Annotated in this window: 15 protein-coding genes, 6 tRNA genes, 3 rRNA genes and 1 pseudogene; 2 read left to right on the plus strand and 23 right to left on the minus strand. The window is 54.9% G+C overall.

Annotated elements, in window-relative coordinates:
* Positions 1–47 precede the first annotated feature (47 nt).
* The 21 genes from rpoB to tyrS all read right to left on the minus strand — a co-directional run bounded on the left by rpoB (position 48) and on the right by tyrS (position 18,766).
* Positions 48–4,121, minus strand: a complete 4,074-nt coding sequence (gene rpoB, locus ACZ9BE_RS21550) for a DNA-directed RNA polymerase subunit beta (protein WP_016772939.1) — start codon at positions 4,119–4,121, stop codon at positions 48–50.
* Positions 4,122–4,342: 221 nt separating this feature from the next.
* Positions 4,343–4,708, minus strand: a complete 366-nt coding sequence (gene rplL / locus ACZ9BE_RS21555) for a 50S ribosomal protein L7/L12 (RefSeq protein ID WP_007962228.1) — start codon at positions 4,706–4,708, stop codon at positions 4,343–4,345.
* Positions 4,709–4,781: 73 nt separating this feature from the next.
* On the minus strand, positions 4,782–5,282 hold the full coding sequence (rplJ, locus tag ACZ9BE_RS21560) for a 50S ribosomal protein L10 (protein WP_008081912.1): 501 nt from the start codon (positions 5,280–5,282) through the stop codon (positions 4,782–4,784).
* Between the two features lie 198 nt (positions 5,283–5,480).
* On the minus strand, positions 5,481–6,176 hold the full coding sequence (gene rplA / locus ACZ9BE_RS21565) for a 50S ribosomal protein L1 (protein ID WP_024014523.1): 696 nt from the start codon (positions 6,174–6,176) through the stop codon (positions 5,481–5,483).
* Positions 6,176–6,607, minus strand: coding sequence for a 50S ribosomal protein L11 (rplK, locus tag ACZ9BE_RS21570; RefSeq protein ID WP_003176435.1), 432 nt, complete (start codon positions 6,605–6,607; stop codon positions 6,176–6,178). The genes rplA and rplK overlap by 1 nt, the downstream gene beginning before the upstream one ends.
* A 118-nt stretch (positions 6,608–6,725) precedes the next feature.
* Complete coding sequence (gene nusG, locus ACZ9BE_RS21575; RefSeq protein WP_007957598.1) at positions 6,726–7,259, minus strand: transcription termination/antitermination protein NusG; 534 nt, start codon at positions 7,257–7,259, stop codon at positions 6,726–6,728.
* 9 nt (positions 7,260–7,268) lie between these two features.
* Complete coding sequence (gene secE / locus ACZ9BE_RS21580; RefSeq protein WP_016772937.1) at positions 7,269–7,637, minus strand: preprotein translocase subunit SecE; 369 nt, start codon at positions 7,635–7,637, stop codon at positions 7,269–7,271.
* A 45-nt stretch (positions 7,638–7,682) separates the two neighbouring features.
* Positions 7,683–7,758: transfer RNA gene (locus tag ACZ9BE_RS21585), tRNA-Trp, on the minus strand.
* 53 nt (positions 7,759–7,811) lie between these two features.
* A complete protein-coding gene (tuf, locus tag ACZ9BE_RS21590) occupies positions 7,812–9,005 on the minus strand; it encodes an elongation factor Tu (RefSeq protein WP_076564322.1) in 1,194 nt (397 codons plus the stop codon).
* Between the two features lie 85 nt (positions 9,006–9,090).
* A tRNA-Thr gene (locus tag ACZ9BE_RS21595) sits at positions 9,091–9,166 on the minus strand.
* Positions 9,167–9,193: 27 nt separating this feature from the next.
* A tRNA-Gly gene (locus ACZ9BE_RS21600) sits at positions 9,194–9,267 on the minus strand.
* Between the two features lie 25 nt (positions 9,268–9,292).
* A tRNA-Tyr gene (locus ACZ9BE_RS21605) sits at positions 9,293–9,377 on the minus strand.
* A 142-nt stretch (positions 9,378–9,519) separates the two neighbouring features.
* Positions 9,520–9,951, minus strand: coding sequence for a hypothetical protein (locus tag ACZ9BE_RS21610; protein ID WP_095181969.1), 432 nt, complete (start codon positions 9,949–9,951; stop codon positions 9,520–9,522).
* A 7-nt stretch (positions 9,952–9,958) separates the two neighbouring features.
* Positions 9,959–10,711: a pantothenate kinase gene (locus tag ACZ9BE_RS21615; RefSeq protein WP_056786910.1), complete on the minus strand. Its 753-nt coding sequence runs from the start codon at positions 10,709–10,711 to the stop codon at positions 9,959–9,961.
* The gene (birA, locus tag ACZ9BE_RS21620) at positions 10,701–11,654 is read right to left on the minus strand and encodes a bifunctional biotin--[acetyl-CoA-carboxylase] ligase/biotin operon repressor BirA (protein ID WP_150638814.1); all 954 of its coding nucleotides are present in this window, start codon (positions 11,652–11,654) and stop codon (positions 10,701–10,703) included. The genes ACZ9BE_RS21615 and birA overlap by 11 nt, the downstream gene beginning before the upstream one ends.
* Positions 11,655–11,786: 132 nt before the next feature.
* Positions 11,787–11,902, minus strand: a 5S ribosomal RNA gene (gene rrf, locus ACZ9BE_RS21625).
* Positions 11,903–12,058: 156 nt separating this feature from the next.
* Positions 12,059–14,952, minus strand: a 23S ribosomal RNA gene (locus tag ACZ9BE_RS21630).
* A 238-nt stretch (positions 14,953–15,190) separates the two neighbouring features.
* A tRNA-Ala gene (locus tag ACZ9BE_RS21635) sits at positions 15,191–15,266 on the minus strand.
* Between the two features lie 10 nt (positions 15,267–15,276).
* A tRNA-Ile gene (locus ACZ9BE_RS21640) sits at positions 15,277–15,353 on the minus strand.
* A gap of 123 nt (positions 15,354–15,476) precedes the next feature.
* Positions 15,477–17,013 (minus strand): 16S ribosomal RNA (locus ACZ9BE_RS21645).
* The 16S, 23S and 5S rRNA genes sit together here with 2 tRNA genes alongside, the layout of an rRNA operon.
* 553 nt (positions 17,014–17,566) lie before the next feature.
* Positions 17,567–18,766, minus strand: coding sequence for a tyrosine--tRNA ligase (gene tyrS, locus ACZ9BE_RS21650; protein ID WP_016772931.1), 1,200 nt, complete (start codon positions 18,764–18,766; stop codon positions 17,567–17,569).
* Between the two features lie 212 nt (positions 18,767–18,978).
* On the opposite strand from tyrS, the gene ACZ9BE_RS21655 reads away from it, so the two are divergent.
* Positions 18,979–20,403: a peptidoglycan DD-metalloendopeptidase family protein gene (locus ACZ9BE_RS21655; protein ID WP_476249922.1), complete on the plus strand. Its 1,425-nt coding sequence runs from the start codon at positions 18,979–18,981 to the stop codon at positions 20,401–20,403.
* Positions 20,404–20,406: 3 nt separating this feature from the next.
* A pseudogene (locus ACZ9BE_RS21660) lies at positions 20,407–21,506 on the plus strand (anhydro-N-acetylmuramic acid kinase).
* Positions 21,507–21,575: 69 nt separating this feature from the next.
* On the opposite strand, the gene erpA reads toward ACZ9BE_RS21660, so the two are convergent.
* Positions 21,576–21,926 (minus strand): iron-sulfur cluster insertion protein ErpA, encoded by a 351-nt coding sequence (gene erpA / locus ACZ9BE_RS21665; RefSeq protein ID WP_007918905.1) that lies wholly within the window; start codon positions 21,924–21,926, stop codon positions 21,576–21,578.
* A 167-nt stretch (positions 21,927–22,093) separates the two neighbouring features.
* Positions 22,094–23,128, minus strand: a complete 1,035-nt coding sequence (argC, locus tag ACZ9BE_RS21670) for an N-acetyl-gamma-glutamyl-phosphate reductase (RefSeq protein ID WP_056786719.1) — start codon at positions 23,126–23,128, stop codon at positions 22,094–22,096.
* Positions 23,129–23,195 lie beyond the last annotated feature (67 nt).

The following is a 23,195-nucleotide window of genomic DNA, read 5'->3' on the forward strand; positions in this document are numbered from 1 at the left end:
GAGCAGAGAGCGGGCAATCCTGCCCCGCTCTCGATTCGCGTCACGTGTTATTCGGTTTCCAGATCGATATCGATGCCGAGGGAACGAATTTCCTTGATCAACACGTTGAAGGACTCGGGCATGCCCGGCTCCATACGGTGATCGCCATCCACGATGTTCTTGTACATCTTGGTACGGCCGTTCACATCGTCCGACTTCACTGTGAGCATTTCTTGCAGAGTGTAAGCAGCACCGTATGCTTCCAGTGCCCAGACCTCCATCTCCCCGAAACGCTGACCACCGAACTGCGCCTTACCACCCAGCGGCTGCTGGGTAACCAGGCTGTAAGAACCGGTAGAACGCGCGTGCATCTTGTCGTCTACCAAGTGGTTCAGCTTCAGCATGTACATGTAGCCAACGGTAACTGGACGCTCGAACTTGTTGCCGGTACGGCCGTCGGTCAGCTGCATCTGGCCGCTTTCCGGCAGGTCTGCCAGTTTCAGCATGGCCTTGATTTCGCTTTCCTTGGCGCCGTCGAACACTGGAGTGGCCATTGGAACGCCGCCACGCAGGTTGTTCGCCAGATCGAGGATTTCCTGATCGGAGAAGCTGTCCAGATCTTCGTTACGACCGCCGATCTGGTTGTAGATCTCGTCCAGGAAAGTGCGCAGTTCAGCGACTTTACGCTGCTCTTCGACCATCCGGTTGATCTTCTCGCCCAGACCCTTGGCCGCGAGGCCCAGGTGGGTTTCGAGAATCTGACCAACGTTCATACGCGAAGGTACGCCCAGCGGGTTAAGGACCACGTCGACCGGGGTGCCATTGGCATCGTGCGGCATGTCTTCAACCGGCATGATCACGGAGACCACACCCTTGTTACCGTGACGACCGGCCATCTTGTCGCCCGGCTGGATGCGGCGACGGATTGCCAGGTAAACCTTGACGATTTTCAGCACGCCTGGAGCCAGGTCATCGCCCTGCTGCAGTTTGCGCTTCTTGTCTTCGAACTTGTCGTCCAGCAGACGGCGACGATCAACGATGTAGGCCTGAGCCTTCTCGAGCTGCTCGTTCAGCGCATCTTCAGCCATGCGCAGTTTGAACCACTGGCCGTGCTCAAGACCGTCGAGTACTTCGTCGGTGATGTCCTGACCTTTCTTCAGGCCGGCGCCGCCTTCGGCCTTGTGGCCTACCAGTGCGGAACGCAGACGTTCGAAAGTCGCGCCTTCAACGATGCGGAACTCTTCGTTCAGATCCTTGCGGATCTCGTCCAGCTGGGACTTCTCGATCGACAGTGCACGAGCATCACGCTCAACGCCGTCGCGGGTGAAGACCTGTACGTCGATGACAGTACCTTTGGTGCCGGTTGGCACGCGCAGGGAGGTGTCTTTAACGTCGCTGGCTTTTTCACCGAAGATTGCACGCAGCAGTTTTTCTTCCGGAGTCAGTTGGGTCTCGCCTTTCGGAGTGACCTTACCCACCAGGATGTCGCCTGCGCCTACTTCAGCACCTACGTAAACGATACCGGCTTCGTCCAGCTTGTTCAGTGCAGCTTCACCCACGTTCGGGATGTCCGCAGTGATTTCCTCTGGGCCAAGCTTGGTGTCACGGGCCACACAGGTCAGTTCCTGAATGTGGATCGTGGTGAAACGATCTTCCTGAACAACACGCTCGGACAGGCAGATGGAGTCTTCGAAGTTGAAGCCGTTCCATGCCATGAACGCGATGCGCATGTTCTGACCCAGTGCCAGTTCACCCATGTCGGTGGACGGGCCGTCGGCCATGATGTCGCTACGCTGAACGCGATCACCTTTACGTACCAGCGGACGCTGGTTGATGCAGGTGTTCTGGTTCGAGCGGGTGTATTTGGTCAGGTTGTAGATATCGACACCGGCTTCACCGGTTTCAACTTCGTCATCGGCAACACGAACCACGATACGGCTTGCGTCGACGGAGTCAATCACGCCACCACGACGAGCCACGACGCAAACGCCGGAGTCACGGGCTACGTTACGCTCCATGCCGGTACCTACCAGCGGCTTGTCAGCGCGCAGAGTCGGTACAGCCTGACGCTGCATGTTCGAACCCATCAACGCACGGTTGGCGTCGTCGTGCTCAAGGAACGGAATCAGCGACGCTGCAACCGACACAACCTGCTTCGGCGAAACGTCCATCAGGGTGACGTCTTCCGGCGCCTTGACGGTGAATTCGTTCAGGTGACGTACGGCAACCAGTTCGTCGATCAGGACTTTCTGCTCGTTCATGGTCGCCGAAGCCTGCGCGATCACGTGATCGGCTTCTTCAATAGCGGACAGGAACACGATCTCGTCGGTGACCACACCCTCTTTCACCACGCGGTACGGGCTTTCCAGGAAGCCGTACTGGTTGGTGCGAGCGTACGCAGCCAGGGAGTTGATCAGGCCGATGTTCGGACCTTCCGGCGTTTCAATCGGGCAGACACGACCGTAGTGAGTCGGGTGTACGTCACGGACTTCGAAGCCTGCGCGCTCACGAGTCAGACCGCCAGGGCCGAGTGCAGAGACACGACGCTTGTGGGTGATCTCGGACAGCGGGTTGTTCTGGTCCATGAACTGCGACAGCTGGCTGGAACCGAAGAACTCTTTCACCGCCGCAGCCACTGGCTTGGCGTTGATCAGGTCTTGCGGCATCAGGCCTTCGCTTTCAGCCATCGACAGACGCTCTTTGACCGCACGCTCAACACGTACCAGGCCAACGCGGAACTGGTTCTCGGCCATTTCGCCTACGCAGCGAACACGACGGTTACCCAGGTGGTCGATGTCATCGACGATGCCTTTACCGTTGCGGATGTCGACCAGAGTCTTCAGGACCGCGACGATGTCTTCCTTGCACAGCACGCCCGAACCTTCGATCTCGGTACGACCGATACGACGGTTGAACTTCATCCGGCCGACCGCAGACAGGTCATAACGCTCAGGGCTGAAGAACAGGTTGTTGAACAGGGTCTCGGCAGCGTCTTTGGTTGGCGGCTCGCCTGGACGCATCATGCGATAGATCTCGACCAGCGCTTCCAATTGGTTGCTGGTGGAGTCGATCTTCAGCGTGTCGGAGACGAACGGACCGCAGTCGATGTCGTTGGTGTACAGGGTCTCGATGCGAACCACCTGGGCCTTGGCGATCTTTGCCAGGACTTCAGTGTTCAGCTCGGTGTTGCATTCGGCCAGGATTTCGCCGGTAGCCGGGTGCACGATAGCCTTGGCGGTGGTGCGGCCGAGGACGTAGTCCAGTGGCACGTCCAGCGTCTTGATACCGGCCTTCTCGATCTGGTTGATGTGGCGCGCGGTAATACGGCGGCCTTGCTCAACGATGACCTTGCCCTTCTCGTCCTGGATGTCCAGAACCGCAACTTCACCACGCAGGCGCGATGGCACCAGTTCCAGGCTGAGGGTTTCGCCGCTCAGGTGGAATACGTTGGTGGTGTAGAACGCGTCCAGCACTTCTTCGGTGGTGTAACCGAGTGCGCGCAGCAGTACCGAAGCCGGCAGTTTGCGACGACGGTCGATACGCACGAAGACGCAGTCTTTCGGGTCGAATTCGAAGTCCAGCCACGAACCGCGGTAAGGAATGATGCGAGCCGAGTACAGCAGTTTGCCGGAGCTGTGCGTCTTGCCGCGGTCGTGGTCGAAGAACACGCCCGGGGAACGGTGCAGCTGGGAAACGATAACACGCTCGGTACCGTTGATTACGAAGGTACCGTTCTCAGTCATCAGGGGGATTTCACCCATGTAGACTTCTTGCTCTTTGATGTCCTTGATCGCTTTGTTCGACGATTCTTTGTCGAAAATGATCAGGCGCACTTTTACCCGCAAAGGTACGGCGAAAGTTACACCGCGCAATACGCATTCTTTGACATCAAATGCCGGTTCGCCCAGGCGATAACCGACGTACTCCAGCGCAGCATTGCCGGAGTAGCTGATGATCGGGAAAACGGATTTGAAGGCCGCATGCAGGCCCACGTCGCGGAACTGATCTTTAGTCGCTCCCGCTTGCAAGAATTCACGATACGAATCCAGCTGGATGGCCAGGAGGTAAGGCACATCCATGACGTCCGGCAACTTGCTAAAGTCCTTGCGGATACGTTTTTTCTCAGTATATGAGTAAGCCATCAGCGTTCCCCAGCTTGGTCACCTGCTTGTTTGGCCCCTCCCGACGGGAGCAGCCAGAAAATCGTGCAAACCCCATGGTTTGCGCCACCGCATCGGGTGGTTACAGCGCCTTTATCAGCACCGACCCAGTCGGCTGCCAATAACGGAAAAAGGCCGGTGGCAAGAGCCACCAGCCATCAGCCTGTCGCTTGACGCTCGGGCTGGAGGAGCAAAGTCGATGCTTACTTCAGCTCGACTTTAGCGCCTGCTTCTTCCAGCTTCTTCTTGGCGTCTTCAGCCGCTTCTTTCGAAACGCCTTCAGCTACAACCTGAGGAGCGCCGTCTACTTTCTCTTTGGCTTCTTTCAGGCCCAGACCGGTCAGTTCACGAACTGCCTTGATCACGTTAACCTTCTTCTCGCCAGCTTCCAGCAGAACAACGTTGAACTCGGTTTGCTCTTCAACAGCAGCAGCAGCTACAGCTGGGCCAGCCGAAGCGGCAGCAGCGGTAACACCGAAGGTTTCTTCCATCGCTTTGATCAGCTCAACGATTTCCACTACGGATTTCTGGCCGATTGCTTCGATGATTTGTTCGTTAGTCAGAGACATGACTCAATTCCTGAATTGGGGGACGGCCTACGCGACCATCGAAATAAACAAAAAACGCGAGAAGTGACGAGCCTTAGGCTGCGGCAGCTTCTTTTTGGTCGCGAATTGCCGCCAGAGTACGAGCCAATTTGCTGGTTGCGCCTTGAATCACGCTCATCAGCTGAGAAATTGCTTCGTCACGGGTCGGCAGAGTTGCCAGTACGTCGATCTGATTAGCTGCGAGGAACTTGCCCTCGAACGCAGCTGCCTTGATCTCGAACTTGTCCTGACCCTTGGCAAACTCTTTGAAGATACGGGCAGCAGCGCCCGGATGTTCGTTCGAGAATGCAATCAGGGTCGGGCCGGTGAACACGTCGTTGAGGACACTGTATTGAGTGTCAGCAACAGCGCGCTTGAGCAGGGTGTTACGTACAACACGTACGTAAACGCCAGCTTCACGAGCCTCTTTACGGAGTCCGGTCATTGCGCCTACTGTTACGCCACGTGCATCAACCACGACAGCGGACAGAGCGACTTTGGCAGCCTCGTTGACTTCAGCGACGATGGCCTTCTTGTCTTCGAGATTAATTGCCACGGGTTTAACTCCTGCTTGTTACCGTTTCATTCGATCGGAACCGAATGTCGTTTTGGTGTCTGATTCGGTAAGGAACCGGGAGCACCATCTGCGTAGGCTTGAGGTTTAAGGCTTGCGCCGCCTACGGTCTTGGATAGCCCCCGCCAGGCAGGGACCCCAATCTTTCAATTGGCGCGACAATCCGCGCCAACCTTTGTCTTACGCGTCGAGCGAGCTCTGGTCGATAACCAGACCTGGGCCCATAGTGGTGCTCAGGGTAACGCGCTTGACGTAAATACCTTTCGAGGAAGCTGGCTTGATACGCTTCAGATCAGCGATCAGGGCTTCAACGTTTTCCTTCAGCTTGACGGCGTCGAAGCCGATCTTGCCAACGGAAGTGTGGATGATGCCGTTTTTGTCGGTGCGATAACGAACCTGACCAGCCTTGGCGTTCTTGACCGCGTTGGCTACGTCTGGAGTTACGGTGCCGACTTTAGGGTTAGGCATCAGGCCACGTGGACCGAGGATCTGACCCAACTGACCTACAACGCGCATGGCATCCGGGGATGCGATCACTACGTCATAGTTCAGGTCGCCGCCTTTCATTTCGGCAGCCAGGTCGTCCATACCTACACGATCAGCGCCGGCAGCCAGAGCGGCCTCAGCAGCTGGACCCTGGGTGAACACAGCAACGCGAACGGTCTTGCCAGTGCCGTGTGGCAGCACAGTAGCGCTACGAACAACCTGGTCGGATTTACGCGGGTCTACACCCAGGTTTACAGCAACGTCGAACGACTCGCTGAACTTGACAGTCGACAGCTCGGCCAGCAGAGCAGCGGCGTCTACAATGTTGTAGGCCTTGCCTGCTTCGATTTTGCCGGCGATAGCCTTTTGACGCTTGGTCAGCTTAGCCATTACACACCCTCCACGTTAAGGCCCATGCTACGAGCAGAACCGGCGATAGTACGCACGGCTGCATCCATATCAGCTGCAGTCAGATCCGCGTTTTTGGTTTTCGCGATTTCTTCCAGCTGAGCACGGGTAACAGTGCCAACCTTAACGGTGTTCGGACGAGCGGAACCGCTGGTCAGACCGGCCGCCTTCTTCAGCAGAACCGAAGCAGGGGTGGATTTGGTTTCGAAAGTGAAGCTACGGTCGCTGTAGACAGTGATGATCACTGGAGTCGGCAGACCTGGCTCAAGACCCTGAGTACGGGCGTTGAAAGCCTTGCAGAATTCCATGATGTTCACGCCGTGCTGACCCAGAGCAGGACCAACCGGTGGACTTGGGTTAGCCTGAGCGGCCTTCACTTGCAGCTTGATGTAAGCGGTAATCTTCTTGGCCATGAGGCACTCCAATTACGGGTTCGAACGCCTCGAAAGGCTCCCCGGTTACTTGCGCGTTTATCCCAGTGACGACAAAACCCCACAGCCTAAGGCTGCGGGGTTGGGATTGCTTGTCCAGTTAGACCTTCTCGACCTGACTGAACTCGAGCTCCACCGGAGTAGAGCGACCGAAAATGAGCACTGCCACTTGGATCCGGCTCTTTTCGTAGTTAACTTCTTCCACAACGCCGTTGAAATCAGCGAATGGACCGTCATTGACACGTACCGTCTCGCCCGGCTCGAACAAAGTCTTCGGCTTCGGCTTGTCGCTACCATCAGCAACGCGACGCAGAATCGCTTCTGCCTCTTTATCTGTAATTGGCGCAGGCTTGTCAGCAGTACCGCCGATGAAACCCATCACCCGAGGAGTATCCTTGACCAAGTGCCAAGTACCCTCGTTCATATCCATCTGGACCAGCACATAGCCTGGAAAGAACTTCCGCTCGCTTTTGCGCTTCTGGCCGTTACGCATCTCTACCACTTCTTCAGTGGGAACCAGAATTTCGCCGAAGCCATCTTCCATGCCAGCCAGCTTTACGCGCTCGATGAGCGAGCGCATCACATGCTTCTCGTAACCCGAGTAAGCATGCACAACATACCAACGCTTAGCCACGGGACACCCTTAGCCGACAATCAAGGAAACAAGCCAGCCGAGCAGGGAATCAAGCCCCCACAGCAGCAACGCCATAACCAAAACAACAGCCACGACAATCAGCGTGGTCTGCGTGGTTTCTTGGCGAGTTGGCCACACGACTTTACGAATCTCGGTGCGAGCTTCCTTAACCAGTACAAAGAAAGACTTGCCCTTCGCGGTTTGCAGGCCTACAAAGGCAGCTACGGCAGCAATGGCAAGCAAAGCGAGTACACGGTACAGGATCGGCGAAGCAGCGTAATACTGATTGCCAACAACGCCAACAACCACCAAAGCGACTACTACAAGCCACTTGAGCAGATCGAAGCGAGAGCCTTGAGCTTCAGCTTTAGGAGTCATCTATGAAGATCCTGTGAAAAGAAAGCCAGATACACCGAGTGAATCTGGCAGGTCAGGAGGGAATCGAACCCCCAACCTACGGTTTTGGAGACCGTCGCTCTGCCAATTGAGCTACTGACCTAAAACAAAATCAGGCCGACCATTATGCCGGCCCGAAAAATACATTACAACCGCTTATTCGATGATTTTTGCTACGACGCCAGCGCCGACGGTACGACCGCCTTCACGGATAGCGAAACGCAGACCGTCTTCCATCGCGATGGTTTTGATCAGGGTAACAGTCATCTGAATGTTGTCACCTGGCATTACCATTTCAACGCCCTCTGGCAGCTCGCAGTTACCAGTCACGTCAGTAGTACGGAAGTAGAACTGTGGACGATAGCCTTTGAAGAACGGAGTGTGACGACCACCTTCTTCCTTGCTCAGAACGTAAACTTCTGCGGTGAACTTGGTGTGCGGCTTGACCGAACCTGGCTTGACCAGAACCTGGCCACGCTCAACGTCGTCACGCTTGGTACCACGCAGCAGAACGCCGCAGTTCTCGCCAGCACGACCTTCGTCGAGCAGCTTGCGGAACATTTCAACACCGGTGCAAGTAGTAACGGTGGTGTCACGCAGACCAACGATTTCCAGCGGGTCCTGAACGCGAACGATACCGCGCTCGATACGACCAGTCACAACAGTACCGCGACCCGAGATCGAGAATACGTCTTCGATTGGCATCAGGAATGGCTTATCGATCATACGAACTGGCTCTGGGATGTAGGCATCCAGAGTTTCAACCAGCTTCTTGACGGCAGTGGTGCCCATCTCGTTGTCGTCTTTGCCTTCCAGCGCCATACGAGCCGAACCGATGATGATCGGAGTGTCGTCGCCCGGGAAGTCGTAAGTCGACAGCAGGTCACGAACTTCCATCTCAACCAGTTCCAGCAGCTCAGCATCGTCTACTAGGTCAGCCTTGTTCAGGAAGACCACGATGTACGGAACGCCAACCTGACGGGACAGCAGGATGTGCTCACGGGTTTGCGGCATCGGACCATCAGCGGCCGAGCAAACCAGGATAGCGCCGTCCATCTGAGCAGCACCGGTGATCATGTTCTTCACGTAGTCAGCGTGACCTGGGCAGTCAACGTGAGCGTAGTGACGGATCTTCGAGTTGTACTCAACGTGCGCGGTGTTGATGGTGATACCGCGAGCTTTTTCTTCTGGTGCGCTGTCGATCTTGTCGAAGTCAACGACTGCAGAACCGAAAACCTCGGAGCAAACGCGAGTCAGAGCAGCAGTCAGAGTGGTTTTACCGTGGTCAACGTGACCAATGGTCCCAACGTTGACGTGGGGCAGGGAACGATCAAATTTTTCCTTAGCCATCGATATCACCCTCTACAGAAGAAATTAGACAAACAATATCAACCATTAAAACAAAGGCAGATATTTTCATATCTGCCTTGTTATATGGAGCTCTTGAGCGGATTTGAACCGCTGACCTCACCCTTACCAAGGGTGTGCTCTACCAACTGAGCTACAAGAGCAAAACCCTTTTGCACAACCTGCAAACTTGGAGCGGGTAGCGGGAATCGAACCCGCATCATCAGCTTGGAAGGCTGAGGTTCTACCACTAAACTATACCCGCGGAGCCTGCAGCTCACGCTTAAATCTGGTGGAGGGAGAAGGATTCGAACCTTCGAAGTCGTAGACGTCAGATTTACAGTCTGATCCCTTTGGCCGCTCGGGAACCCCTCCTAATCAGGCCGGCATTCTATATCATGCCAAACCCCTGTCAAGCATTTTCTCATTTAAAAACCTGAGGTTAGCTGCGTTGACACGCTTCACTTCGAATCCCGCTTAAGGTGTTCGCTGTGGAGCGGGCGCCATTCTATGCAAACTATTGAGCAGGTGCAACCCCTTCGCACAGCATTATTTTATGTTTTAACTCATTGAATTCCTTGGAAAGGTTTTGCAACTGCAGATCGCCCAACAAACGCTGGCTGTCCGGCGCAGCTGCCAGCCAGTACCCGCTTCCGGCAGCATCTTTCGGCAGGGATTGCACATTGACTTTCATCGCCACCAGACGCTGTTGCAACCTGGCAATTGAATCTTCGTCAGAAAATCCACCAAGGAACAAGCACTGCTGACGCGGCGCCACCTCGCCTCTTCGACCTTCACCTGCGGTTTCGCTCAGCAGACGGATATCCTGCTGCGAACCACGATACAGATTAAGAGGCGTTACATCTTTGGCTCGCAAGGGCGCTTCCTGCTGATGCCAGACATAGTAAAAAACATTGAGTACAACCAGCAGCAGGAACAACCAACGCATATAAACCTCAAGACAAGGGACAAGCCATCGCCAAGCCGACAAAAACCAGGTCGGGCACAACCCTGGCGTCAGGCGCGACGCCTTTAACCAACTCGGCATCCCCTCCCGTAATAAAGACGGCGAATTGCTCTCCCCAGTACGCTCGAGCCAGCTCTAATTGAGTGAGAACGAAGCCCCTCAGCATCAAAGAACAACCGCGCTCCACCGCTTCAACGGTGGTCCGTCCCGGGACGTGACTGGAAAGGGCGCGCTCTGCTGCTTCATCACCATAACGAATTTTACGGGTATGGGTGCGCAACTGGTTTCGCATCAAAGGCATACCAGGACAAATGAACCCCCCGAGATGCTCACCGTCAGCCGCGACAAAATCGGCAGTGACCGCGGTACCGAAATCGAGAACCAGGCAAGCACTTCCGGCAGCCAGGTGGAAGCCGCCGAGCATCGCCAGCCAGCGATCAAGCCCCAGACGCTCATAGTCCTCATAGCCGTTTCGAACACCGGACATCTCGCGGGCGGGTTTCGCACACACGATAGGAATACCGAACGCGCGCTCAAGCATTTCGGTTAAAGCGCTGGTTTCCTCGTTAGTCCTGACGCTTACCAAACGACACTTGCGCAGCGAGAGCGACTTTATGATCCGTAGACTCTCAAGCAAAGCCTGATTGGAATCTACAACTCCTTCCGAGACCAGCCCACTCGCCGACGCATCCAGCACGCGCCATTTGATAAAACTATTGCCGCAGTCAAGCTCAAGAATCATCACGCAACCTCAGGCTGAGCTCTCCACCACTAAAGACTTTTTCAACACCATCTACAATCAAGCGCAACCCGCCTTGGCTATCAATCCCGAGCACTATCCCATCGATATGGCTGTTACCCGCGATCAACGACACGGATCGACCCTGCCACAGATGATTTTCCGCCCATTCTGCCTGCAGACTTGCGAACCCGTTGAGCTGGTGTTTATGGGTATAAGCTTTGAGTTGATTACTCAACTCAACCACCAGAGCATTGCGATCGCAGGCTTTGCCTGACTCCAGTTTTATAGAAGTCCATTGCTGGTCGACCTCATCGGCAACCTGCATATTCACGTTGATTCCTATACCCAATACAACATGACATACATCCGCCGGATCGCCGACGAGTTCGAGCAGGATGCCGGCTATTTTCTTGTTACCCACCAAAACATCGTTGGGCCACTTCAAACCGGCATTGGGCACGCCGGCGCTTCGCAAGGTCTGCATCACGGCCAAGCCAACAACAAGGCTCAACCCCTCAAGCTGACGCATGCCGCCATCTATTCGAAGAACCAGGCTGTAATAAAGATTTTCCGCAAATGGGCTCACCCACTTGCGGCCTCGACGACCACGGCCTGCCAATTGTCGCTCCGCGAGCACCAAAAACGGCGCGGGGGCGCCCTCGCTGATGGAGCGCAGAGCTTCGGCATTTGTCGAGTCGACGGAGTCGAACACACGCACCGGCCATTCGGGCATCTTCCTGGTTATTTCAAGTGGATCCAGGAGCATCAGAGGCGCCGACAATTGATATCCGCGACCGCGAACTTTATGGATCGACAGGCCGAGTTCAGCTTCAAGCTGTTGTAGCTGCTTCCATACAGCACTTCGGCTAATTCCCAGGGCAACGCCCAAGTCCTGTCCGGAATGGAATCGTCCATCCTTCAGTAGGTTCAACAACGTCAGCATGCAGGTATCGCCTCATAATGAGGCCCGCATAATAGCCATGCCCCGGGCCGTTGCATAGAAATCAAGCGGACACATTTCTCGCAGGCAAAACAAAACCCCAACTGCTTTCGCAATTGGGGTTTCGGAATTTAATCTTGACGATGACCTACTCTCACATGGGGAAACCCCACACTACCATCGGCGATGCATCGTTTCACTGCTGAGTTCGGGATGGGATCAGGTGGTTCCAACGCTCTATGGTCGTCAAGAAATTCGGGTACTGACTCGTGACCAGATGGCCTCGCTTCAGCAAATTGGGTATGTGACAGCTTTCGGTGTTTGTGCGTTTCGAACTTTCGGTTCGTTTCGTCTTCACACACCGCAATCTGGCGCCTTTTCAGGTCAGCAAATTGCTTGGGTGTTATATGGTCAAGCCTCACGGGCAATTAGTATTGGTTAGCTCAACGCCTCACAGCGCTTACACACCCAACCTATCAACGTCGTAGTCTTCGACGGCCCTTCAGGGAACTCAAGGTTCCAGTGAGATCTCATCTTGAGGCAAGTTTCCCGCTTAGATGCTTTCAGCGGTTATCTTTCCCGAACATAGCTACCCGGCAATGCCACTGGCGTGACAACCGGAACACCAGAGGTTCGTCCACTCCGGTCCTCTCGTACTAGGAGCAGCCCCTCTCAAATCTCAAACGTCCACGGCAGATAGGGACCGAACTGTCTCACGACGTTCTAAACCCAGCTCGCGTACCACTTTAAATGGCGAACAGCCATACCCTTGGGACCGGCTTCAGCCCCAGGATGTGATGAGCCGACATCGAGGTGCCAAACACCGCCGTCGATATGAACTCTTGGGCGGTATCAGCCTGTTATCCCCGGAGTACCTTTTATCCGTTGAGCGATGGCCCTTCCATACAGAACCACCGGATCACTAAGACCTACTTTCGTACCTGCTCGACGTGTCTGTCTCGCAGTCAAGCGCGCTTTTGCCTTTATACTCTACGACCGATTTCCGACCGGTCTGAGCGCACCTTCGTACTCCTCCGTTACTCTTTAGGAGGAGACCGCCCCAGTCAAACTACCCACCATACACTGTCCTCGATCCGGATAACGGACCTGAGTTAGAACCTCAAAGTTGCCAGGGTGGTATTTCAAGGATGGCTCCACGCGAACTGGCGTCCACGCTTCAAAGCCTCCCACCTATCCTACACAAGCAAATTCAAAGTCCAGTGCAAAGCTATAGTAAAGGTTCACGGGGTCTTTCCGTCTAGCCGCGGATACACTGCATCTTCACAGCGATTTCAATTTCACTGAGTCTCGGGTGGAGACAGCGCCGCCATCGTTACGCCATTCGTGCAGGTCGGAACTTACCCGACAAGGAATTTCGCTACCTTAGGACCGTTATAGTTACGGCCGCCGTTTACCGGGGCTTCGATCAAGAGCTTCGCGTTAGCTAACCCCATCAATTAACCTTCCGGCACCGGGCAGGCGTCACACCCTATACGTCCACTTTCGTGTTTGCAGAGTGCTGTGTTTTTAATAAACAGTCGCAGCGGCCTGGTATCTTCGACCGGCATGAGCTTACGGAGCAAGTCCTTCACCCTCACCGGCGCACCTTCTCCCGAAGTTACGGTGCCATTTTGCCTAGTTCCTTCACCCGAGTTCTCTCAAGCGCCTTGGTATTCTCTACCCAACCACCTGTGTCGGTTTGGGGTACGGTTCCTGGTTACCTGAAGCTTAGAAGCTTTTCTTGGAAGCATGGCATCAACCACTTCGTGTTCTAAAAGAACACTCGTCATCAGCTCTCGGCCTTAAGATCCCGGATTTACCTAAGATCTCAGCCTACCACCTTAAACTTGGACAACCAACGCCAAGCTGGCCTAGCCTTCTCCGTCCCTCCATCGCAATAACCAGAAGTACAGGAATATTAACCTGTTTTCCATCGACTACGCTTTTCAGCCTCGCCTTAGGGACCGACTAACCCTGCGTCGATTAACGTTGCGCAGGAAACCTTGGTCTTTCGGCGTGGGTGTTTTTCACACCCATTGTCGTTACTCATGTCAGCATTCGCACTTCTGATACCTCCAGCAAGCTTCTCAACTCACCTTCACAGGCTTACAGAACGCTCCTCTACCGCATCATCCGAAGATGATACCCGTAGCTTCGGTGTATGGTTTGAGCCCCGTTACATCTTCCGCGCAGGCCGACTCGACTAGTGAGCTATTACGCTTTCTTTAAAGGGTGGCTGCTTCTAAGCCAACCTCCTAGCTGTCTAAGCCTTCCCACATCGTTTCCCACTTAACCATAACTTTGGGACCTTAGCTGACGGTCTGGGTTGTTTCCCTTTTCACGACGGACGTTAGCACCCGCCGTGTGTCTCCCATGCTCGGCACTTGTAGGTATTCGGAGTTTGCATCGGTTTGGTAAGTCGGGATGACCCCCTAGCCGAAACAGTGCTCTACCCCCTACAGTGATACATGAGGCGCTACCTAAATAGCTTTCGAGGAGAACCAGCTATCTCCGAGCTTGATTAGCCTTTCACTCCGATCCACAGGTCATCCGCTAACTTTTCAACGGTAGTCGGTTCGGTCCTCCAGTCAGTGTTACCTAACCTTCAACCTGCCCATGGATAGATCGCCCGGTTTCGGGTCTATTCCCAGCGACTAGACGCCCTATTAAGACTCGCTTTCGCTACGCCTCCCCTATTCGGTTAAGCTCGCCACTGAAAATAAGTCGCTGACCCATTATACAAAAGGTACGCAGTCACAGAACAAAGTCTGCTCCCACTGCTTGTACGCATACGGTTTCAGGATCTATTTCACTCCCCTCTCCGGGGTTCTTTTCGCCTTTCCCTCACGGTACTAGTTCACTATCGGTCAGTCAGTAGTATTTAGCCTTGGAGGATGGTCCCCCCATATTCAGACAAAGTTTCTCGTGCTCCGTCCTACTCGATTTCATGACTAAGAGATTTTCGCGTACAGGGCTATCACCCACTATGGCCGCACTTTCCAGAGCGTTCCGCTAATCTCAAAGCCACTTAAGGGCTAGTCCCCGTTCGCTCGCCACTACTAAGGGAATCTCGGTTGATTTCTTTTCCTCAGGGTACTTAGATGTTTCAGTTCCCCTGGTTCGCCTCTTGCACCTATGTATTCAGTACAAGATAACCATCTTATGATGGCTGGGTTCCCCCATTCAGACATCTCCGGATCAAAGTCTGTTTGCCGACTCCCCGAAGCTTTTCGCAGGCTACCACGTCTTTCATCGCCTCTGACTGCCAAGGCATCCACCGTATGCGCTTCTTCACTTGACCATATAACCCCAAGCAATCTGGTTATACTGTGAAGACGACATTCGCCGAAAATTCGAATTTCTCAACTAAGAGAACTCACAAATTTTACCTTAGCCTGATCCGTTACCAGTGAAAGTAACGTTCAGTCTATCTTTCTATCACATACCCAAATTTTTAAAGAACGATCTAATCAAAAGACTAGAAATCAATATTCAGTTCGAATATTCATTTCTAAACTCTCAAACTTCGAAGCAGTTTATGGTGGAGCCAAGCGGGATCGAACCGCTGACCTCCTGCGTGCAAGGCAGGCGCTCTCCCAGCTGAGCTATGGCCCCATAACAAAATTGGTGGGTCTGGGCAGATTCGAACTGCCGACCTCACCCTTATCAGGGGTGCGCTCTAACCAACTGAGCTACAGACCCAATTTCGAGCTTGTAACTGTTAGCTCAGAGCTATCAGCTTGGAGCTTAAAGCTGCTTCTATCGTCTTCTTCAATGAATCAAGCAATTCGTGTGGGAGCTCATGCAGCAGCTGATGTCGTCGATTAAGGAGGTGATCCAGCCGCAGGTTCCCCTACGGCTACCTTGTTACGACTTCACCCCAGTCATGAATCACACCGTGGTAACCGTCCTCCCGAAGGTTAGACTAGCTACTTCTGGTGCAACCCACTCCCATGGTGTGACGGGCGGTGTGTACAAGGCCCGGGAACGTATTCACCGCGACATTCTGATTCGCGATTACTAGCGATTCCGACTTCACGCAGTCGAGTTGCAGACTGCGATCCGGACTACGATCGGTTTTATGGGATTAGCTCCACCTCGCGGCTTGGCAACCCTTTGTACCGACCATTGTAGCACGTGTGTAGCCCAGGCCGTAAGGGCCATGATGACTTGACGTCATCCCCACCTTCCTCCGGTTTGTCACCGGCAGTCTCCTTAGAGTGCCCACCATTACGTGCTGGTAACTAAGGACAAGGGTTGCGCTCGTTACGGGACTTAACCCAACATCTCACGACACGAGCTGACGACAGCCATGCAGCACCTGTCTCAATGTTCCCGAAGGCACCAATCCATCTCTGGAAAGTTCATTGGATGTCAAGGCCTGGTAAGGTTCTTCGCGTTGCTTCGAATTAAACCACATGCTCCACCGCTTGTGCGGGCCCCCGTCAATTCATTTGAGTTTTAACCTTGCGGCCGTACTCCCCAGGCGGTCAACTTAATGCGTTAGCTGCGCCACTAAGAGCTCAAGGCTCCCAACGGCTAGTTGACATCGTTTACGGCGTGGACTACCAGGGTATCTAATCCTGTTTGCTCCCCACGCTTTCGCACCTCAGTGTCAGTATCAGTCCAGGTGGTCGCCTTCGCCACTGGTGTTCCTTCCTATATCTACGCATTTCACCGCTACACAGGAAATTCCACCACCCTCTACCATACTCTAGCTTGCCAGTTTTGGATGCAGTTCCCAGGTTGAGCCCGGGGATTTCACATCCAACTTAACAAACCACCTACGCGCGCTTTACGCCCAGTAATTCCGATTAACGCTTGCACCCTCTGTATTACCGCGGCTGCTGGCACAGAGTTAGCCGGTGCTTATTCTGTCGGTAACGTCAAAATTGCAGAGTATTAATCTACAACCCTTCCTCCCAACTTAAAGTGCTTTACAATCCGAAGACCTTCTTCACACACGCGGCATGGCTGGATCAGGCTTTCGCCCATTGTCCAATATTCCCCACTGCTGCCTCCCGTAGGAGTCTGGACCGTGTCTCAGTTCCAGTGTGACTGATCATCCTCTCAGACCAGTTACGGATCGTCGCCTTGGTGAGCCATTACCTCACCAACTAGCTAATCCGACCTAGGCTCATCTGATAGCGCAAGGCCCGAAGGTCCCCTGCTTTCTCCCGTAGGACGTATGCGGTATTAGCGTTCCTTTCGAAACGTTGTCCCCCACTACCAGGCAGATTCCTAGGCATTACTCACCCGTCCGCCGCTGAATCCAGGAGCAAGCTCCTCTCATCCGCTCGACTTGCATGTGTTAGGCCTGCCGCCAGCGTTCAATCTGAGCCATGATCAAACTCTTCAGTTCAAACATCTTTGGGTTTTTAAGAAACCCTAAACTTGGCTCAGCAATCGTTGGTTACATCTTTGATTTCTCGCGGAGTAACTTGTGATGCTGATAATCTTGTTGACTATCAGTCTGACTGCACAAGCACCCACACGAATTGCTTGATTCAGTTGTTAAAGAGCGGTTGGTTAAGATCTTTCGTCTCAACCGAGGCGCGCATTCTACAGCAGCCTCATTTACTGTCAAGTGATTATTTTCAGAAGTTTTCGAAGAATTCTTCAACAACTTCAACCACTTGCGCTTCCGATCTCTCGTTAGCGGGAGGCGAATTCTACAGCGTTAATCGCTGCTGTCAACACCTCTTTTTCTCCGCTTTCGACCGAGAAGATCGAACCGTTAAAAGAGCTACACATCACTGCCCTTTCAACTCCTTCCAGGCTTCGATGACCTGAAGCAAGCCGCTGTCGAAAACTGCATAACTCTTTGAATCTCAAGGAGTTTTCCGTTTCGACTGCGCCGGAAGTGGGGCGAATTATAGACTTCTAAAATTCGCCGTCAACCCCCAATTTCAACTTTATTCAGATTTCAGCGTAATACGTGCAAAAGCCTTCTTGCCGGCCTGACAAACGTGAGTCGTGCCCAGTACATATATAAAGGAACGATCAACCACCTCACCATCAACACGCACCCCACCCGCCGCCAACAGATCACGCGCCGCCGCCGAGTTCTTCACCAGGCCTGCCTTATTAAGGACGGCAGCGATCGGCATATCCTCAACCGAAGACAGTTCGATCTCAGGCAAGTCATCTGGAAGCTCGCCATCCTTCATGCGGTTGCCGGCGCCTCGGTGAGCATTCGCCGCAGCCTCTTCACCATGGAAGCGCGCAACGATCTCTTCAGCCAGCTTGATTTTGATGTCGCGTGGATTCGCTCCAGCTTCGACGTCAGCCCGGAAGGCGTTGATCTCGTCCATTGAGCGAAAGCTGAGCAACTCGAAGTAACGCCACATCAGCGCATCCGGGATGGAAACCAGCTTGCTGTACATGACGCCTGGTGCTTCCTGGATACCGACATAGTTGCCCAGCGACTTGGACATCTTCTTCACGCCATCCAGACCTTCCAGCAATGGCATCGTCAGAATGCACTGTGCCTCCTGACCATACCCACGCTGCAACTCACGCCCCATCAGCAGGTTGAATTTCTGATCGGTACCGCCCAGCTCGACATCGGCGCGCAGCGCGACCGAGTCATAACCCTGAACCAGCGGATAGAGGAATTCGTGAATAGCGATTGGCTGGTTGGTGGTGTAGCGCTTGTCGAAGTCATCGCGCTCAAGCATGCGAGCGACCGTGTATTGCGAAGTCAGGCGAATGAAATCCGCCGGCCCCATCTTGTCCATCCAGGTGGAGTTGAAGGCAACTTCGGTTTTCGCCGGATCAAGGATTTTGAAAACCTGAGTCTTGTAAGTCTCAGCATTTTCCAGAACCTGTTCACGCGTCAGCGGTGGACGCGTTGCGCTTTTGCCACTCGGATCACCGATCATCCCGGTGAAGTCACCTATAAGGAAGATGACCTGGTGCCCCAGCTCCTGGAACTGGCGCAGCTTATTAATAAGCACCGTATGACCCAGATGCAGATCCGGAGCGGTCGGATCGAAACCAGCCTTGATACGCAGCGGTTGGCCGCGCTTGAGCTTCTCGACCAGCTCGGACTCGACCAACAGTTCTTCCGCACCACGTTTAATCAGCGCTAGCTGCTCTTCAACCGACTTCATAACAGACCCGCAAGGCTCAGATTCAAAGGGAACCAACCATACAAGAACGCGCACCAATTACAAGTTTTGCCCGGCGCACGGACACCAATCCACAGACCCGAGGTCTGTAGACTTGCTTCAGCGATGATTTGGTTATATTTTATACAGTTATTTCATCTTCATCATGTCATTCATCTTTTCCAATTCATCTATTTCAAAGTCAAAAATTACCTATGACCACAGAACCGTCTAAAGCGCCCCCGCTTTACCCGAAGACCCACCTGCTCGCCGCAAGTGGAATCGCCGCCCTTCTCAGCCTGGCGCTGCTGGTATTTCCCTCCAGCGATGTTGAAGCCAAAAAGACGACTCTGAGTCTTGAACTGGAAAGTCCTGTTGAACAACTGACACAAGATCAAGACGCTGCTGATGCGGCTCAAGCCACAAACGAGCCCGCAGCTTCGCCGTTCGCCCAAATCGAAAACAGCGACGAAAACGCAGCGCAAACCGCTGAAACCGTGCCAGCACCTGTGGCGCCTGCTGAGAAACCGAAAGAGCCCGGGCACCGTGAAGTCGTGGTTTCCAAAGGCGATACGCTGTCTACCCTGTTTGAAAAAGTCGGTCTGCCTGCAGCCTCCGTGCACGAAGTACTGGCAAGCGACAAGCAAGCCAAACAGTTCAGCCAGCTCAAGCGTGGCCAGAAACTCGAGTTCGAACTGAGTCCGGAAGGCCAGTTGACCAGCCTGCACAGCAAGGTCAGCGACGTTGAAACCATCACCCTGACCAAGAATGACAAGGGTTATTCGTTCAACCGAGTGACTGCCAAGCCAACTGTTCGCACTGCCTACGTCCACGGTGTCATCAACAGCTCACTGTCGCAGTCCGCAGCGCGCGCCGGTCTTTCTCACAGCCTGACCATGGATATGGCCAGTGTCTTTGGCTACGACATCGACTTCGCGCAGGACATTCGTCAGGGCGATGAATTCGATGTGATCTACGAGCAGAAAGTCATCAACGGCAAGGCCGTCGGCACCGGCCCGATCCTGTCGGCGCGCTTCACCAACCGCGGCAAGACTTACACCGCCGTTCGCTATACCAACAAACAAGGCAACAGCAGCTATTACACTGCCGATGGCAACAGCATGCGCAAGGCCTTCATCCGGACCCCTGTTGACTTCGCCCGCATCAGTTCGAAGTTTTCCATGGGCCGCAAGCACCCGATCCTCAACAAGATCCGCGCCCACAAAGGTGTCGATTACGCAGCGCCACGGGGTACACCGATCAAGGCTGCCGGTGACGGCAAAGTGTTGCTGGCCGGTCGTCGTGGTGGTTACGGCAACACCGTGATCATTCAGCACGGCAACACTTACCGTACGCTCTATGGCCATATGCAAGGCTTCGCCAAAGGCGTGAAAACCGGTGGCAGCGTCAAGCAAGGTCAAGTCATTGGCTATATCGGCACCACCGGACTGTCCACCGGCCCGCATTTGCACTATGAGTTCCAGGTCAACGGCGTTCACGTCGATCCGCTGGGCCAGAAGCTGCCAATGGCCGATCCGATCGCCAAGTCCGAACGCGCGCGCTTCCTCGCGCAGAGCCAGCCACTGATGGCGCGCATGGATCAAGAGAAGGCCACCATGCTGGCTTCGAGCAAGCGCTAAGCCATGGCCCTGTATATCGGTGTGATGTCCGGAACCAGTCTCGACGGGCTGGACATCGCCCTGATCGAGCAGACCTCGGCGATCAAACTGATCGCCACCCACTACCTGCCAATGCCTGACTCCCTGCGCGCCGAGCTGCTTGGCTTGTGCGCCAGCGGCCCCGACGAGATCGCCCGCTCGGCGATTGCCCAGCAACACAACAACACTGGGTCGAACTTGCCGCGTCGGGCATTCACACCCTCCTCGCGCAGCAACAACTCAAGCCCGATGCAATCCGCGCTATCGGTAGCCACGGTCAGACCATTCGCCATGAGCCGGCGCGCGGGTTTACCGTGCAGATCGGTAATCCAGCCCTGCTGACTGAGTTGACCGGTATTACCGTCGTCAGTGATTTCCGCAGTCGCGATGTCGCAGCGGGTGGCCAAGGTGCGCCTCTGGTACCAGCCTTTCATGAAGCGTTGTTTGAAGAGCGTAGCGGTAACCAGGCCGTCTTGAATGTCGGCGGATTCAGCAATCTCAGCCTGATTGAGCCGAACAAACCTGTAGCCGGTTTCGACTGCGGCCCGGGAAATGTTCTGATGGACGCCTGGATTAGCCGGCAACGGGGCGAGAACTATGACCGGGACGGCAAATGGGCTGCGACCGGCAAGGTTGAACCAGCCCTGCTCACGGCACTGCTAAGCGACCCGTTCTTCGTCACCAAAGGCCCGAAAAGTACCGGCCGGGAAGTCTTCAATCTGCCATGGCTGGAACAGCATCTATCGCGTCTGCCGACTTTCGCTGCCGAAGACGTTCAGGCCACGCTGCTCGAACTGACGGCGCTGACCATCGTCGAGTCGCTACAAAGCGCTCAATCGGACACTCAGGAATTGCTGGTTTGTGGCGGCGGCGCTCACAACGCCACGCTGATGCAACGCCTGGCCGCTCTACTGCCAGACACCAAGGTCGCCAGCACCGCAACTCACGGTGTTGACCCTGACTGGGTGGAAGCCATGGCCTTCGCCTGGCTGGCTCATTGCTGCCTCGAAGGCATCGCCGCCAATCGGCCAAGCGTCACCGGCGCTCGCGGCCTGCGCGTACTTGGCGCCATCTACCCGGCCTAAACTTCAGATACAAAAACGCCGCAGAACCGAAAGGCTCTGCGGCGTTTTTTTGTGTGCGGTGAAGCGCGATCAGATCGAGAACGACGACCCGCAACCACAAGTCGTGGTGGCATTCGGGTTCTTGATCACGAAGCGCGAACCTTCCAGACCTTCCTGATAATCCACCTCGGCACCGGCCAAGTACTGGAAGCTCATCGGATCGACCACCAGGCTCACGCCTTCGCGCTCGACGATGGTGTCGTCATCGGCCACGTCTTCATCGAAGGTGAAACCGTATTGAAACCCTGAACAACCGCCGCCCGTAACAAATACGCGCAGCTTCAAGCGATCATTCCCCTCTTCATCGACCAGGCTCTTCACCTTGTGCGCAGCACCTTGAGTGAATTGCAAAGCCGTGGGGGTGAAGGATTCGACGCTCATGCTGACTATCTCCCGGCGTTACGCCGCCATAATGCGTGATGACGCGCATTATCCGCTTGTCCTAGAAAATTGGTCAACTATTAGAGGAGCAGCGCAAGCTTCAAGCGGTGAGCTTCAAGCTTGCCTCTGATCTCTTGTAGCTTGTGGCTTGAAGCTCGTAGCTGCTTTTAAGGCAGCATGCCGGCGTGTGACAGGCCGAAGCGCTCATCCAGCCCGAACAGAATGTTCATGTTCTGCACCGCCTGGCCCGAGGCGCCCTTGACCAGATTGTCGATCACCGACAGCACGACCACCAGATCGCCATCCTGTGGACGATGCACGGCGATGCGGCAGACGTTGGCGCCGCGCACGCTACGGGTTTCCGGGTGGCTGCCGGCTGGCATGACATCGACGAACGGTTCGTTGGCATAGCGCTTTTCGAACAGTGCCTGCAGATCAACCGAGCGATCCGCTACTGTCGCGTAGAGCGTGGAGTGAATACCGCGAATCATCGGCGTCAGGTGCGGGACGAAGGTCAGGCCGACGTCCTTGCCCGCCGCGCGACGCAGGCCCTGGCGAATTTCCGGCAGATGACGATGACCTTTTACCGCATAGGCCTTCATGCTTTCCGACGTCTCGGAGTACAAAGAACCAACAGCCGCACCACGCCCGGCACCACTGACACCGGATTTGCAGTCGGCGATCAAACGCGATGCGTCGGCCAGACCTGCTTCCAGCAACGGCAGGAAACCCAATTGCGTTGCGGTCGGATAGCAACCCGGCACCGCGATCAGGCGCGCTTTCTTGATCTGCTCGCGATTGACTTCCGGCAGACCATAGACCGCTTCGTCCAGCAATTGCGGTGCGCCGTGTGGCTGGCCGTACCACTTGGCCCATTCATCAGCATCTTGCAGACGGAAGTCAGCGGACAGGTCGATGACCTTGGTGCCCGCCGCCAGCAGCTCGCCTGCCAAGGCGTGAGCCACGCCGTGTGGCGTGGCGAAGAAAACCACATCGCAGGCGCCAAGGGTTTTCACGTCCGGCACGCTGAACGCCAGCCCGTCATAGTGACCGCGCAGGTTCGGGTACATGTCAGCCACGGCCAGACCGGCCTCGGATCGGGAAGTGATGACGACCACTTCTGCCTGCGGATGCTGTGCCAACAGACGCAGCAGTTCGACACCGGTGTAACCCGTGCCGCCGACGATACCGACCTTGACCATAAACCTGCCCTCAACGAACCCACTGGAAAGCCGTCGATAATAGGGGCCGCGCGCGCCTGCGACAACC

This window comes from Pseudomonas sp. TE9122, from assembly GCF_056278925.1.